We start from the raw sequence: 13909 nt of genomic DNA on the forward strand, positions 1-13909 counted from the left end.
CCTCCTTCGCCGGATGCCCATGCCCCTAGACGGTGACCACCTTCTCCGCCGTCATCATCCGGTTGGAAATCTCTTCCATGTTGCTGATCCGGGCCCCCGCCATGCTGTCCTGCAGTCCGAAATGCTCCACGCAGGTTCCACAGGCCAGGATGTCCACTCCCGCACTCTCCAGACCTTTTACCGCGTCCAGGATATCGGAGCCCCTTGCCGCTATCTTCACCCCGCCGTTGTAGAGGATGATGGCTTCCGGTTTGTCCTGACGGACCCAAAGCTTGCGGAGGAACGCTCCCAGGAGCTTCCTTCCCAGTTCCGCATCCCCTTGTCCGAATCCCTCATTGTTGATTACGATGATTGTACCCATGTATCGGTCCTCCTGTTTTGTCTTCTCCACACAGTTTAGGCCAAAGCCGGGGAATATGCAAGTGTAAATTGGAACCGCCCGGTTGCCCGTTGCCAGGAACCGGGCGGAAGGGTATACTGGAGACAGAACCCACGAAAGGAGGTGTTTCCATGCGCGTCCCATCCGCTGTTGACTGGTGGCTGCGGTTGCTCCTCTACGGGGCGGTGGCCGTCTCCCTGGGGGCGGCAGCCACCGCCACCGGAGACGACCGGATTCCCGGGATTTCCATCTCCCTGGCCATGTCCATCCTTCTCCTTTGGATCTTGCACGGCACCTGGTATGAACTCCGGGAGGACCATCTCCACTGCCGGTGCGGCCCCTTTGGGGAGCGGATCCCCTACGACCGGATCAAGTCCCTGCGCCTGGTCACCAGCCCCCTGTCCTCCATGGCCCTGTCCCTGCAGCGGATTGAAATCCGCCAGCACGGCAGGGGATGGATCACGGGAACCACCATGATTTCCCCGGTGGACCGGGAGGATTTCCTCCGGCAGTTGGCGACCCGTTGCCGGAATCTGGAGAGCCGGGAATAGGAAAGGAAGTGTCTGCCATGTTGAAAAGAATAGATCACCGGAAGATGGGAAAAAGCGACTTGGGATGGCTGCAAAGCCTCTTCCATTTCTCCTTTGCGGACTACCACAATCCCCAGAACATGAATTTCGGCGTGCTCCGCGTCCTGAACGACGACCTGGTGGCTCCGGGCACCGGCTTTGACATGCACCCCCACCGGGATATGGAGATCATTTCCTATGTGGTGGAGGGTTCCCTTTCCCATAAGGACAGCCTGGGGAACCAGGGGACCCTGACCCGGGGACAGGTCCAGTACATGAGCGCCGGAACAGGTGTGCTGCACAGCGAGCACAACCGGGGAAAGGAAACGGCCCGGCTCCTGCAGGTCTGGATCCTGCCCTACAGGAAGGGACACCAACCCAGTTACGGGGACTACCCTTTCCCCTGGGAAGGCCGGGTTGGCCGCCTCCTGCATTTCGCATCCGGCCCCGGAGGCTCCGCCCCTGTGAAGGTCAACCAGGATGTGAACTTCTACGCCCTGGCCCTGGAGGCGGGAAAGGAAATTTCCTTCCCCCTTCCCCAAGGGCGCCAGGCCTATGTGGTCCAGATCGAAGGGGATTCCCGGATTGGGGAAGCGGAACTCTCCCCCAGGGACGCCTTGGAAGCCATCGAGGAGGACCTGACCGTCCAGGCGAAGACGGACAGCCACCTGCTCTTCATTGAAATGGGAAAATCTTGAAAAGGACTTTCCCAGATGATTCCTGAAACCGCAAGAGAGGCCCCGGACACGTCCGGGGCCTCTCTTCGCTTGGCGGCAACACATTTCATCCGATCGGGTCCTTCACCCAATCCTCATCCACCACTTCATAGCGTATGTATTTGCGGAGATAGGTGAAGGTGACCTGCAGCTTCCCATCCTCCGACTGCTTGATCGATGGATAGGAAAATTCCGGCTCGCCCTCGAAGCCTTCCCTGGTCACCAGATTCCTGACATGGCCCCAGGTTTCGCCTTCATCCTCAGAAATCGCCACACACAGAGGAGCACGGATGACTCCCCAGACGGAAATCGGCTTGCTTTTGGTTCCCGCTTCGATGTCCGCAATGTCTTTCTTGTCGAACCAAGGCGGCGCAGCCGTTTTCGGGGGCGCCTGTTCGGCATTGATGTTGTTGAACACCATCGCCAGATGGCCGTTCTTCAGTTTGGTGCACTGGATGGACGCATTGTTGTTGGGCAGCGACGTCGGCACCGGCTTGGTCCATGTCCTGCCATTGTCTTTGGAGCTGCAGGTGTAGATGGCATCCGCCATCCGGCTTCTGAAGAAGCCCTTGATGCCGCCATCGGACAGGACGACAGCGGACATGTGCACCAGCCCCCTGCTGCCTTCGATGCCGTATTCCTCCCATGTCTTGCCGTCGTCTTTCGATATTTTCACGACGCTGTAGTCTTCACCCAGAAAGCCGGATTCGGATTTCAGGCAGTAGTAGGCCGGAAGCAGGAGGTCTCCGTTCCGGAGGCGTACCGGCGGATTCCTGACAAAAATTCCGGGTTCTTCGAACAGCGGCTCGACCGGTGTCCATGTTTGACCGTAGTCGTAGGATTTCCTCATCCTTACGACGGCCGATTCCTGACGGATGCCTTCTTGTGCCGTGTAAATCAGCCATAGTTCTCCAGGTGCGTTTTCGAACAGGATCGGATTCTGCTCCGACCTGGTTGGGTCGTCGGACAGGACGACAGGCGCTTCCCACACACCGCTTCCCCTCTTCAGCCGGGAGCACTGGATGGAAATATCCGCCTTTCCTTCCCTGCTTCCTCCAAACCAGACGCACAACAGGTCGCCGTTGCTGATCGGCAGGATGTTGGAGGCATGGTTGTGGGGGAACAGGCTTGGTATCTCGTGAATGCTCATGGATTGATCCTTTCTACAAGTCGGCGGGCAGCTTCAGGACGATTTTGCGGTATTTTGTCGGCTTTGCGCTATGCCTGACCGCTTTGTGCCCATCATGCGGGAAGGCGACATAGAACATGCCTGCATCAATCTGTATCGAATGGTCTGCGGCACCCGCATAGTAAGTCGCATCCTTTTGCGCATTGTATCCGATGACCTCCTCCAGACCTTCCCGCTCGGCCCAAGCCAGCGTTTCGCTTCCATCCAGCATGATCTGCACATCCACATGCCTGTCATGGGTCTCGAAGTCGCCTTCTTCCATCGGTTTGGTCATCCCCTGCTGGATCATGAAGAAACCACCTTCAAATTCATATCTTCCCTCTTCCAAACCGGGCAGCATCTTGGAAACCGTCTCATAACATGCTTTCAGACCTGGCAGCAAGCGGTCATAGTATGCGATGTTTTTTACGTCGTCTATGATCATGCTTCACCCACTCTTGCGATTTCTTCTTTCTTCCTCTTCATCCCCAGGCCGAAGAAGACGGCCACGAACCCAAGGCCGGCAACCGTACCTACAATTGTGATGAAGGCGTTAGGTATGATAATCAAGACTGCCGTTATGAAAAACGCTACCCTTACAGGGATGTTGTCGATTGGTATGAACAAATATCCGCTTACAGCCGCCACTATGAACAGAATTCCCCAGGCAAGAAGCAGCACCGCAAGTGCGATTTTCATAGGTGTCGCATCGATCAGTATGATTTCGGGTTTAAACACGAACACATAGGGTACAAGGAATGCGACAAATGCATATCCAAAAGCTGTCCATCCCGTTTTCATTGGACTTGCACCGGCTATGCCGGCAGCGGTAAACGAAGCCAGACATACCGGCGGTGTTATTTGAGCAACAACACCAAAGTAGAAGATGAACAGATTGGCGGCGAGCGGATGAAGTCCTAGGTTGATCAGGGTCGACCCGAACAGGATGTTTGCGATCAAGTAGGCGGCTACCGTCGGAAGAGCCATCCCCAACAACAGGCAGCCGACCATGGCGAAGATGAGCGCCAACGCGATGCTTGAATTGCCGGTATTGGAAATGATCTTTGTCAGCTTGTTCGCAACGCCCGATTGGATGACGATGCCGATCATGATGCCGATGGCTGCCGTCGGCACAGTGATGCTAGCAGCCTGCCTCACACCGTCCAGCATGGAATCCACATATCCTTTTAAGGACATCCTTGTTTTTTGGGACACCAGACTGACAAGGATGGATAATGCGGCCCCTGTCAAGGCACCTCTTGTCAAGGATCCTCCCGAGAAGATGATTGCCACCAGAGCGGCGATCGGCAGCAACTGGTACATTCTTGGCAGGACAGGGTCCGATACATATTTGACGGATTCATCCTTGGAAGTCATGTGCTTCCTTTTGGCCAAAAAATGCACCAAGAGGAACACCGAGCCATAGTAAGCCAAAGCCGGAATCAAGGCTGCTGCCGCAATTTTCAAATAGCTGACGCCAATCATCTCCGCCATGATGAACGCACCGATACCCATGATCGGGGGCATGATCTGTCCGCCCGTTGATGCGATCGATTCGATGGATGCCGCCTGGTGTGGTTCATAACCTGTTTTTTTCATCAGGGGGATCGTCATGACGCCCGTTGTTGAAACGTTGGCAACCGCACTGCCTGAAATCATTCCCATCAGGCCGCTGGAAAGGACCGCCGCTTTTGCAGGTCCTCCAACGGTTTTGTCGCTTAATTTCATCCCAAGGTCGATCAGCACTTGTCCGCCACCACAGGAGGAGAAGAACGCACCGAAGATCAGGAAATAGAACAAGGTGTTCATGGAGGCGGTAAGCGGCGAACCTAGAATGCCGTTCACGTCCATAAGCATCGCTTCAGCAAACATCTGCCATGTCATTCCTCTGAACTGGAAAATACCAGGTATCTTTTGTCCTGCGAATGCGTACACAATGAAAATCGAGATGAAGATGAACAGGTTGCGGCCCATAATCCTCCTCACCGCTTCCATGACCACAAAAAGCGAAGCGTAGGCTGCAACGAGGTCCTGGGGTCTCATTTCATCGATGTTGTAGATCCTATTCTGCAAAAACGTCAAATTGGTCGTAAAGTAGTAGGCAATATACGCCAGCAACAAGATCAGAACGGAATCATAAATCCATCCCAATGTTTTTGCGAATTTTGCGCCGAAATTGTCTGCCATCGGCTTGAACATGAAGGCGGCCAACAGACCGAACACCATATGATAAGGAACTTGCAGCCAACGGTCCAATGGCTTCACCATAGCTATATACAACTGGAATGAAATGAAGGCAACGGAAATGATGACAAGAACCGCATATCTCCATCTTGGAATCGCTTCGCGCTTTGGTTCCTCATTAAAATCAGGGTGCTCAATGTTTTCTTTGTGGTCAATGCTCGTATTTGTCATTGTTTTCCTCCAATAGTTATGGAGCGGTGGCGCTTCCACCACCACTCCAATCAATTTGAATCATTTCATATAACCTGCATCCTTAAAATACTTTTCAGCACCCGGATGAAGCGCTACTCCTCCAACTTTTTCCGGTTCCCAACATGTTTCAGGATTGAAAGGTTCCAAGGATGCGAACACGCTTACAAGATAATCCCTGTTTTCGCACATGATTTTTGTCAATTCATAGACGATTTCATCACTCAATTCATCCGATACGAACAAGCAGTCCGGAGTACCCGCATTGACGATCTCATTCTCTTGGCCTTTCCATGCATTGGCCGGAATCGTCACTCTTTGGAATCCTTTTTCACTGACAAAGTAATCGATGGTCGCATCTTCCCATTGCAGGAATTGGACATCACTTGTCATGGAAATCTCCTGCATTGTAGAGGATGCGGATGATGTATGGTCAAGCATGAAATCCAGCTTGCCGTCTTTCACCATGGATGCCAGGTCGGATCCTCCGCCATGGATCACATCGCCGCCCCATGATTTGATGTCATCTTCTGTAACACCCATGTATCCCAACAGGATCTGGACCACTTCGTTGTCCATGGAGCCTACGGGACTGCATCCGATTCTGATTGGAAGCTGTTGCCTAATTGCCTCTTCAATGGTTGTCACCCCATGTTTTTTGATGAAATCCGTTGTCAGGAAGTTTACTGCCGATACGGCAGAAAGTTCACCAATCATGGCAAGATATCCCTCCGCAGGCTCCTTTCCGAGTGTGCCTGTTTCCATGGCCCATTTTGCGGGAGCGCCGTTGATGAATGCGATGTCCGCCTTGTCGCCGGCCAACAGATAGGGAGCCCCCATGCCTCCAGGGGAGATGGGCTGGACATCCACTTTGCCGATTCCGTTGTCTTCCCAGAGCTTGCCCAATTCGGCTGAAATGTTGTAGTTGCTTGTTCCCACTTCAAATGTACCGAACAGGACGTTTGCATCTGCAAGTGATGGTGCAGCGTTCGATGGATCGTTTGTTGTTTCTTGTCGACCCGTTCCTTGCGTTGGTTCAGCAGTCTGTTCCCCTCCTCCTGAACACGCCGTCAAAGTCATAACCAGTGCCACCACAATCGCCAATACCTTTTTCATTCACTATTCCTCCATTTTTTTATTTTTTGCCAAGAGAATGCCGTATTCGATGGCATTCTCAAGACTTAGTTCATTTGCTATGCCCTTTCCCGCCTGGTCGAAAGCGGTTCCATGGTCCACGGATGTCCTGATGATCGGCAATCCCAATGTGATGTTCACACCAGCCACCGCATCCCATTTGGACGCTTCCTTATCATATACAAACCCGACGACCTTGAGGGGTATGTGCCCCTGGTCGTGGTACATAGCCACCACGATGTCATACCAGCCGCCTCTGGCTTTGGAGAAGACCGTGTCCGGGGGGATAGGCCCCTCTGCGTGTATGCCTTCGCCAACCGCCGCCTCAATGGCAGGGATGATCTCATCGATTTCCTCCTTGCCGAAAAGGCCGTTTTCTCCACTGTGCGGGTTGAGGCCCGCAACGGCGATCTTTGGTTGTCCGATGCCTAGGTTCTTGCATGCCTGGTCGGCGATCCTGATCACATCCAGAACCCGCTCCTTTTTGACACGGTCGCACGCCTCCCTTAACGAAACATGGGTGGAAACATGGACCACACGCAGATTCTCGTGGGCAAGCATCATCGTAAACTTGTCTGTCCCAGTCAACTCCGCATAGATTTCCGTATGGCCCGAATAATGATGGCCGGCGATGTTGATCGCCTCTTTGTTCAGGGCGTTGGTGACGGTTGCGTCAACCTCTCCAGCCAGCGCCAGCTCTATGGCCTTCTTCACATATTGGAACGCCGCTTCGCCAGCCATTGGGGACACCCGGCCGAGTTCAAGCTTCGACACATCCACAAGCCCCAGGTCGTACACGTCGATGGTGCCCTGTTCAAAAAGCGCAGCATTGATGTCATTGATCGGGTTGATTTTCAGATGGGTCTTTTGGACAATCTCCAATGCCTTCTCCATGACAGCGGCATCCCCGATGATCAGCGGTTTGCACTTGTCATAAATGCCTGGACCGTCCAAGACCTTTGCCGTAATTTCCGGGCCAATGCTGGCAGGATCCCCCATTGTGATCCCGATGATCAGTCTCTCCGACATAGCCGCCTCCTACTTCATTCCAAGCGCTTCGTTTTCAGCAAGTGCCTTCTTGAGGGCTTCAACACCTTGATCGGAAACTTTGTTGAATGGCGCCCTGCATTTGCCCACAAGATATCCCATCAGTCCAACAGCTGTCTTTACCATGGTATTCGGATTGCCGTATTTGAATGTGTTCCTGATGTTGCGGATGCTGTCTTGCGCCTTCCTTGCCTGCTCCAGTTCTCCCGCCATGAAGAGGTCGTAGATGGAAGCCAGGGTCCCAGGATAGATGTTTGCACAGCCTGCAATCCCACCGACACCGCCTGCAAGCAGGTTCCAGAGGATCAAGGAATCGTTCCCCGACAGGACACTGAAATTCTCGTTCCCTCTTGTCTTTTCAATATATTGGAGCATGTTGTCGAAATTGCCGCTGCTGTCTTTCACACCTACGATATTCGGAATTTCGCTCAACCTTTCAACCGTATCCGGCGAAATGGAATTATTGGTTCTGGCCGGAATGTTGTATAGGACGATCGGCATATCCACTTCAAAAGCCACTGTCTTATAGTGCTCATAAAGCTCGTCCTGGGATGCCATTGCAAAGGACGGTGCAATGATCGAGAGGATGTCCGCTCCAGCTTCCTTCGCCTTCAACGACTGCCTGACCGTGTCTTTTGTACCGATGCATCCGGTGCCTGCATAGACAGGAACCCTGCCCTTCACCTCATCCACGGTCACCTTGAGGATTTCCATTTTTTCGTCCTCACGCAGGATATAACCTTCGCCATTGGTTCCGAAAGGGAATATTCCATGGACACCTCCGTCGATCAATCGGTTCAATTGGTTCCTCAGCTCGTCGTAGTTGACACTCTCATCTTCCTTCATCGGTGTAAGTATAGCCGGGATGACCCCTTTGATTTCTACCATCATGCCCTCCTGAATTGTTTTCTAAAGCAGCTGTTTGTATAATGCCCTTGCATCGTCCGCAGTGACTTCCCTCCTGTTGTTGACCAGCAGCCGTTGTACCTGCATGCCCGATTCGACAAGCGTCTCCAGGTCCTTATCACCAATACCGTACGAAGACAAGCTCGTCGGTATGTCAAGGTTTTTAACGATTGCATCCAGCCGGTCGATGACCCAGGAGGATTTTTCTTCTTCTGATGAAGACCCGCCTTCTGCATGAATGCGGTCATAGATATTGGCAAATAGGCCGCGGCATACCGGCTCATTGAACTTCATCACGGGCACCAGCATCATGGCGTTGGACACCCCGTGGGGGATGCGGTACTTCCCGCCCAGCGGGTAGGAAAGCGCATGGACTGCCGTGGTTCCGGACGTCGTGATCGCCACGCCGGCGTAGAAGGACGCCACAAGCATGCTGCCTTTGGCCTCCATGTCATCGCTGCTGTCGCATGCCTTTTCAATATTGTCGAAAATCATCTTCAAGGCTTCCAGGGCGAAGGTGTCGCTGAACGGATTCGCCTTTTTCGATGTATAGCATTCGATGGCATGGGCCAGAGCGTCGATTCCCGTAGCTGCGGCGATTTTCCTCGGCAGGTTCTTGATGACGAGGGGATCCAGAATGACATGATCCGCAATCATCTCGTCGTTTACGATGCCCACCTTCAATTCCTTTTCTGGAACGACGACAATGCTGTTCGGTGTCGCTTCCGATCCGGTTCCCGCCGTCGTGGGGATCATCAGTGTCCGTATCGACTTCCTTGCCTGCGCCGGATTGTCAAGCAGATCCCTGATGTCATAGTCTTCCGTGACCAGGACCGAGGCCAGCTTGGCCGTATCCATGACGCTGCCGCCTCCGACTGCAATGATCAGGTCGAATGTGCGCTTCTTGAATCCATCGACGATCTCCTGGACCTCACCATACGTGGGTTCTGTGGGCAACTCGTCGAAAACGGCGATTTCGGTCTTATCCTTGTCCAAACGACCGATGACCAGGTCAAGCAATCCCGCCCCGATCACACCTTTATCCGTAAAAATCGCAATGCTCTTGCTTCCGCCTATGATCTCCCCGATGTTGTCCAGCGCGTTGGTTCCCGCGTAGACAGCTTTGGGCATTTTCAGCTTGTACTGCTCAACCATTTCCTTCCACCTCATTTTCTTTTGTCAACAGGTTTGATGCCAGCGAGACCAGCAAGTCTTCCCTTCCGAAGCCTCCGGATTTCGATATGATATGCCGTTTCTTTCCTTCGTTGATGTAATAGGAGAGGACTGTTCCGGGTGCAAGTTCATAAAGCGGGATGATTTCTTCGCAGCCGATCTGTTTCATATAGCCCAGAAGGCTGTCTCCGCCTGTGATCAGGACGATGCTGTCCTCCGCCGCATCCAGGAGGAGCTTGACCGCATGTCCCAGGTTTTTGGATATCTGTTCCCTTATGCCGTTGATGTCGTAGCCCTTTTCTCCGGCATAGCTTTTTGTGGCATCCAGGTCTCCGACATCGTTCGTGTCGATGATCAGCACCTTCTCTTCCGCATAGAGCGTCTTCAACTCCTCCAGGAACGCCTCCCCTTCTTCGGTCGAGAAGTAATTTCCGTCCAGCTTCTGGGGAGGTGTCAGATTCACCCGTTTGATTCCGTTTTGCACCGCATGTTCAATCTGCCTTTTTGTGATCGGGTTGACGCTTCCGCAAGCGATCAGGAATCTTCCTGCCCCCTCCACCTTTTGGATCTCCTTTGTGGCCAGCCCCAGGGTCTCCGGCAGCACCTTGGCGAACCCTGCACATCCCGCAGATATGGTGAGCCGGTTTTCATCCTTCAGCTTGTCGGCGATCTCCTGCAGGTCGTCGTCTGTAGCCGCATCGTATACGCAGATGTGCTTGTTTGGCCTTATGAGGTTCTTCAGCTTATTGAAGATGCTCACCTTGACATCCGTGTTCTCCTGGATGATCACAGGAATGTGCGCCGAAGCTACGGGTGAAAACGGGTCGCTGCCAAACACGCTTTCATTGACCGGTATTCCGTCGATGTAGAGATTCCCTTCGTCGGTGGTGCGGTTCATTTCGGGAAATGCCGGAACGAAGGGCAGCTCGGACTGCTTCGATGCATCGAGGACAGCCCTGAGTTCACTGCCTACATTGCCTCTCATTGCAGAATCCGTTTTTTTGTAGATGTGGGCCACACCCGCTCCAAGGGCTCTTTCCGATAGGTCCCTGACGATCCTGTACGCTTCTTTGGGGGATGTGTGCCGCGTTTCCGTATTTATGACAAGCACTTCGGCGTCTTCATCCATACCCGAAAAGTCATAGCCGATGTCCGTCAAGACCTTGGCGCCGATCCCTTGGATGGCGAATTGCACGCCCGTATCCAACGCACCCGTGAAGTCATCCGCAATTATCAGTAGTTTTACCATGCTTCTCCGGCGTCTCCCTTCGATGTGTTTCAATTTGTTATCCTTGTTCAATATTAATCCTTTTCGTTCTATTGCGCAACCTGGAAACCAACAAAAAGCGTTCCTTTATGAAACTATTAATATATTCTGTTGACCATTTGTTGCAAGCATGCTATGATTGTTTCATATATGAACACAAAGGGGAGTAACACTATGAACACTTCGCCGATTCGGATTTTGGGCATCGCCCCCTATGAGGGCATGAAAACCATGATGCAGAACATCGCATCGAAACGGGAGGACATCGCACTGTCGGTATTCGTAGGGGACCTTGAAAAGGGTGTGGAAATCGCCAAGCAGTACGACACATCCAACATCGACGTCATCGTGTCCCGCGGCGGCACGGCCGAGATGCTGAACCAGGCCGTGAATGTTCCGATAATAGAAATAACCCTGACCGTCTACGACATCCTGCGGGCCATCAAGCTTATGGAAAACTTTTCCGACAAGTATGCCATCATCGGCTTTCCGAGCATCACACGCACCGCACACACGCTCTGCGACCTGCTTCAATACGACATCGACATCTACACGATCCACAGCACCGAAGAAGCCAAGGGCAAGCTGATGGAGCTCAAGGCCAACGGGTATCACATGGTCATCTGCGACATGGTGACCAACACATTGGCCAAGACGCTCGGGCTCAATTCCATCCTCATCACCTCCGGCATCGAAAGCATCGAGGACGCCTTCGACCAGGCCATCAAGGCCACCACAAACCACCGCAAGCTGATCAACGAAAAAAACCTGTACAGCGAACTCCTGATGCACCAAAAGGCGGACACCATCCTCTTCGACCCCTCCGGAGCAGTGCTCTACAGCACATTGCAGGCCGACCAGGCCGATGTGCTGTCTCTGATCGAAAAAGAGCTTCTCTCCACACTCGAATCCGGAGAAAGGAAGGTCGCCAAGAACTTGAACGGAAACCTCATCTTCATCGAGGGCCAGACCTTCGAAGCCAACGAAGAGCGGTATGCAGTGTTCTACGTCACCGCCAACAACATCCCGGTGACATCAAACAAGTACGGCATACGGTATCATTCCAAATCGGACCTGCTGAACGATCCTTTCAACAGTTTCTTCAGCAGTACCCAAACGACAAGCACCCAGGCCACCATCGACGCTTTCAACAAAACCAGCTCGCCGATTGTGGTCATCGGAGAAGAAGGCACCGGAAAAGAGCAGGTCGCAGGGTTGATCTACACCCAGAGCCGCCTGCAGAACAACCCCTTCATCGTCATCGATTTTGCCTTGATGAACGACAAGCACTGGTCCTTCTTGACCAACCACTACAACACGCCTCTAAACGACAACGGAAACACGATTTATTTCAAGAACATCGAACATCTGGATGACGCCAAGTTCAAGCAGATGTTTTCAACGATCATGGAAACAAACCTCTGCAAAAGGAACCGGGTGCTCTTTTCCTTTACAAGCAATCCCCAGCGGCAGTTGCCGGACAAGTGCAAACGATTGATGAACGACCTGTCCTGCCTTTCCATCAACCTGGAGCCTCTCCGCAACCGCAGGGAGGAGCTGCCCAGCCTTTCCAGCATCTACATCAGCACCCTCAACGTCACCCTCGCGAAGCAGATCATCGGCTTCGAGAGCGACGCTATGGCGTTGATGCAGGCATTCGAATGGAACCAGAACCTGACCCAGCTCAAGCGCGTGCTTCAGCAGCTGGTCACCGTAACGACGACCCCCTACATCAAAGCCGAAGAAGCGGCCCGCGTGCTGGATTACGAAAGGAAGCAGACCGCAGCCGCCCCAGCGTCCGAAGGAGCGGAAGCCGCCTCAGGATTCGACATCAACAGGACGTTGGATGAAATCAACAAGGACATCGTCCAGCAGATTCTCGAAGAGGTGAACGGAAACCAGACAATGGCGGCGAAGAGGCTCGGCATCAGCCGTACGACAATCTGGCGCTTGCTGAAGGCAGGCCAATAGGGTACCAAGCGAAGGGAGGCCCCGGACACGTCCGGGGCCTCCCTTCTTTCGTTCATAAGGTATACATGATCCGGGCGGCAGGTACCGCCAGCAGCAGCAGCAGGATCGTACCCACGATGCCCACCACCACGGAAACCAGCGCCCCCTTTCCCGCCGACCTGGCCTTTCCAGGCTGGTCGTTCAACAGGACCAGGTACAGGATCAGACCCACCAGGGGAAAGAAGAACCCCAAGAGGGCCATCCCGAAGCTGGGCTCCTGGTCGGATACCCTCCCCGCCTGATAGCTGCCGCCACTGCCGTAAGACGCCCGCAGGGGATAGCCGCAATGGGGGCAGGATTGGCTTTGGTCTGATATTTCCCTTTGACACTCCGGACAACGGATCAACGCCATGCTGTGTCCTCCTTCTTCCTCTCAAAATCATATGTTTTTCTTCATTTTCACGGGGTTCCCTTGCAAAACCGGCCCCGTTGGGGTATCCTTTCAGGGACTGTAAAGACGAAAGGAAGGATACGACCATGACCAACTGCCCCTTGTGCAAATCGGAAGCCCGCCATTTCCAGTGGTTCCGGGAGATGGAATACCTGCAATGCGACGGATGTTCCGCCCTCTTCCTGCACCCCCGCCACCTGCCTTCCCCCCAGGAGGAGCAGGAGCGCTACAAGGAACACAACAACGATGTGGAGGACCCCGGATACCAGAAGTTCGTCGCCCCCATCGTCGACTCCGTGCTCCAGGACTGGCCGCCCCAGACGTCCGGGCTGGACTTCGGAGCCGGCACCGGACCGGTGATTTCCAAGCTCCTGGGGGACCAGGGCTACAACCTGCGCCTGTACGACCCTTTTTTCTGGAAGGATCCCGCCCCGCTGGAAGACCGCTACGATTTCATCGTCTGCTGCGAGGTCGTGGAGCATTTCCACAATCCGGAGAAGGAATTCCGTCTCCTGTCCGGGCTCCTCAAGCCCGGCGGGAGGCTTTACTGCATGACGGAAGCCTGGGACCCGTCCGTCGACTTCCAGCGCTGGCATTACAAGAACGACCCCACCCATGTGTTCTTCTACCATCCGCACACCTTCCGGTGGATCCGGGACAACCTGGGATTCTCGGGACTGGAGCTTCAGGGCAGGTTGGCCGTATTGCGCAAATGA

The 13909-nt window shown here is 53.7% G+C and carries 14 protein-coding genes; 4 read left to right on the plus strand and 10 right to left on the minus strand.

Features of this window, described 5'->3' with window-relative positions; translation table 11 throughout:
• Positions 1-25 precede the first annotated feature (25 nt).
• Positions 26-523 carry a sulfurtransferase-like selenium metabolism protein YedF gene (yedF, locus tag GXN74_RS02665; protein ID WP_281355200.1) on the minus strand — a complete coding sequence of 166 codons (498 nt, stop codon included), beginning with the start codon at positions 521-523 and terminating at the stop codon, positions 26-28.
• Between yedF and GXN74_RS02670 the strand changes: the two genes are divergently transcribed.
• The gene (locus GXN74_RS02670; RefSeq protein WP_162369376.1) at positions 511-930 is read left to right on the plus strand and encodes a PH domain-containing protein; all 420 of its coding nucleotides are present in this window, start codon (positions 511-513) and stop codon (positions 928-930) included. The two genes, yedF and GXN74_RS02670, sit on opposite strands and share 13 nt — an antisense overlap.
• Positions 931-947: 17 nt before the next feature.
• The gene (locus GXN74_RS02675) at positions 948-1646 is read left to right on the plus strand and encodes a pirin family protein (RefSeq protein ID WP_162369377.1); all 699 of its coding nucleotides are present in this window, start codon (positions 948-950) and stop codon (positions 1644-1646) included.
• 85 nt (positions 1647-1731) lie between these two features.
• Here the strand turns inward: GXN74_RS02675 and GXN74_RS02680 are convergent, their stop codons facing one another.
• The 8 genes from GXN74_RS02680 to GXN74_RS02715 are packed head-to-tail and all read right to left on the minus strand — an operon-like array spanning position 1732 to position 10774.
• Positions 1732-2814 carry a sialidase family protein gene (locus tag GXN74_RS02680; RefSeq protein WP_162369378.1) on the minus strand — a complete coding sequence of 361 codons (1083 nt, stop codon included), beginning with the start codon at positions 2812-2814 and terminating at the stop codon, positions 1732-1734.
• A gap of 13 nt (positions 2815-2827) precedes the next feature.
• Positions 2828-3277, minus strand: coding sequence for a NanQ anomerase/TabA/YiaL family protein (locus GXN74_RS02685; RefSeq protein ID WP_162369379.1), 450 nt, complete (start codon positions 3275-3277; stop codon positions 2828-2830).
• A complete protein-coding gene (locus GXN74_RS02690; RefSeq protein ID WP_162369380.1) occupies positions 3274-5247 on the minus strand; it encodes a TRAP transporter permease in 1974 nt (657 codons plus the stop codon). Before GXN74_RS02690 ends, GXN74_RS02685 begins: the two co-directional genes overlap by 4 nt.
• Before the next feature lie 60 nt (positions 5248-5307).
• Positions 5308-6381, minus strand: a complete 1074-nt coding sequence (locus tag GXN74_RS02695; protein ID WP_162369381.1) for a TAXI family TRAP transporter solute-binding subunit — start codon at positions 6379-6381, stop codon at positions 5308-5310.
• Positions 6382-6384: 3 nt separating this feature from the next.
• Entirely contained in the window at positions 6385-7428 is a 1044-nt protein-coding gene (gene pdxA, locus GXN74_RS02700) for a 4-hydroxythreonine-4-phosphate dehydrogenase PdxA (RefSeq protein ID WP_246208562.1), read from the minus strand.
• 9 nt (positions 7429-7437) lie between these two features.
• Positions 7438-8334 (minus strand): 4-hydroxy-tetrahydrodipicolinate synthase, encoded by an 897-nt coding sequence (dapA, locus tag GXN74_RS02705; RefSeq protein WP_162369382.1) that lies wholly within the window; start codon positions 8332-8334, stop codon positions 7438-7440.
• 21 nt (positions 8335-8355) lie between these two features.
• The gene (locus GXN74_RS02710) at positions 8356-9507 is read right to left on the minus strand and encodes an iron-containing alcohol dehydrogenase (RefSeq protein WP_162369383.1); all 1152 of its coding nucleotides are present in this window, start codon (positions 9505-9507) and stop codon (positions 8356-8358) included.
• Complete coding sequence (locus GXN74_RS02715) at positions 9500-10774, minus strand: four-carbon acid sugar kinase family protein (protein WP_162369384.1); 1275 nt, start codon at positions 10772-10774, stop codon at positions 9500-9502. Before GXN74_RS02715 ends, GXN74_RS02710 begins: the two co-directional genes overlap by 8 nt.
• 192 nt (positions 10775-10966) lie before the next feature.
• On the opposite strand from GXN74_RS02715, the gene GXN74_RS02720 reads away from it, so the two are divergent.
• Complete coding sequence (locus GXN74_RS02720) at positions 10967-12763, plus strand: sigma-54-dependent transcriptional regulator (RefSeq protein ID WP_162369385.1); 1797 nt, start codon at positions 10967-10969, stop codon at positions 12761-12763.
• 52 nt (positions 12764-12815) lie between these two features.
• On the opposite strand, the gene GXN74_RS02725 is transcribed toward GXN74_RS02720, so the two are convergent.
• Positions 12816-13154: a zinc-ribbon domain-containing protein gene (locus tag GXN74_RS02725; protein WP_162369386.1), complete on the minus strand. Its 339-nt coding sequence runs from the start codon at positions 13152-13154 to the stop codon at positions 12816-12818.
• Positions 13155-13279: 125 nt separating this feature from the next.
• On the opposite strand from GXN74_RS02725, the gene GXN74_RS02730 reads away from it, so the two are divergent.
• Positions 13280-13909, plus strand: coding sequence for a class I SAM-dependent methyltransferase (locus GXN74_RS02730; protein ID WP_162369387.1), 630 nt, complete (start codon positions 13280-13282; stop codon positions 13907-13909).

The organism is Anaerotalea alkaliphila (assembly GCF_010179735.1).
In the GTDB taxonomy this organism is placed as follows: Bacteria; Bacillota; Clostridia; order Lachnospirales; family Vallitaleaceae; genus Anaerotalea; species Anaerotalea alkaliphila.

What these genes read in the sequence shown, in the direction of transcription:
- GXN74_RS02690 (WP_162369380.1), bottom strand. Translation starts at nt 5,247, where the DNA reads ATGACAAATACGAGCATTGACCACAAAGAAAACATTGAGCACCCTGAT.
- dapA (WP_162369382.1), bottom strand. Translation starts at nt 8,334, where the DNA reads ATGGTAGAAATCAAAGGGGTCATCCCGGCTATACTTACACCGATGAAG.
- GXN74_RS02730 (WP_162369387.1), top strand. Translation starts at nt 13,280, where the DNA reads ATGACCAACTGCCCCTTGTGCAAATCGGAAGCCCGCCATTTCCAGTGG.
- GXN74_RS02685 (WP_162369379.1), bottom strand. Translation starts at nt 3,277, where the DNA reads ATGATCATAGACGACGTAAAAAACATCGCATACTATGACCGCTTGCTG.
- GXN74_RS02680 (WP_162369378.1), bottom strand. Translation starts at nt 2,814, where the DNA reads ATGAGCATTCACGAGATACCAAGCCTGTTCCCCCACAACCATGCCTCC.
- GXN74_RS02675 (WP_162369377.1), top strand. Translation starts at nt 948, where the DNA reads ATGTTGAAAAGAATAGATCACCGGAAGATGGGAAAAAGCGACTTGGGA.
- GXN74_RS02715 (WP_162369384.1), bottom strand. Translation starts at nt 10,774, where the DNA reads ATGGTAAAACTACTGATAATTGCGGATGACTTCACGGGTGCGTTGGAT.
- GXN74_RS02670 (WP_162369376.1), top strand. Translation starts at nt 511, where the DNA reads ATGCGCGTCCCATCCGCTGTTGACTGGTGGCTGCGGTTGCTCCTCTAC.
- GXN74_RS02695 (WP_162369381.1), bottom strand. Translation starts at nt 6,381, where the DNA reads ATGAAAAAGGTATTGGCGATTGTGGTGGCACTGGTTATGACTTTGACG.
- GXN74_RS02720 (WP_162369385.1), top strand. Translation starts at nt 10,967, where the DNA reads ATGAACACTTCGCCGATTCGGATTTTGGGCATCGCCCCCTATGAGGGC.
- yedF (WP_281355200.1), bottom strand. Translation starts at nt 523, where the DNA reads ATGGGACGCGCATGGAAACACCTCCTTTCGTGGGTTCTGTCTCCAGTA.
- GXN74_RS02710 (WP_162369383.1), bottom strand. Translation starts at nt 9,507, where the DNA reads ATGGTTGAGCAGTACAAGCTGAAAATGCCCAAAGCTGTCTACGCGGGA.
- pdxA (WP_246208562.1), bottom strand. Translation starts at nt 7,428, where the DNA reads ATGTCGGAGAGACTGATCATCGGGATCACAATGGGGGATCCTGCCAGC.
- GXN74_RS02725 (WP_162369386.1), bottom strand. Translation starts at nt 13,154, where the DNA reads ATGGCGTTGATCCGTTGTCCGGAGTGTCAAAGGGAAATATCAGACCAA.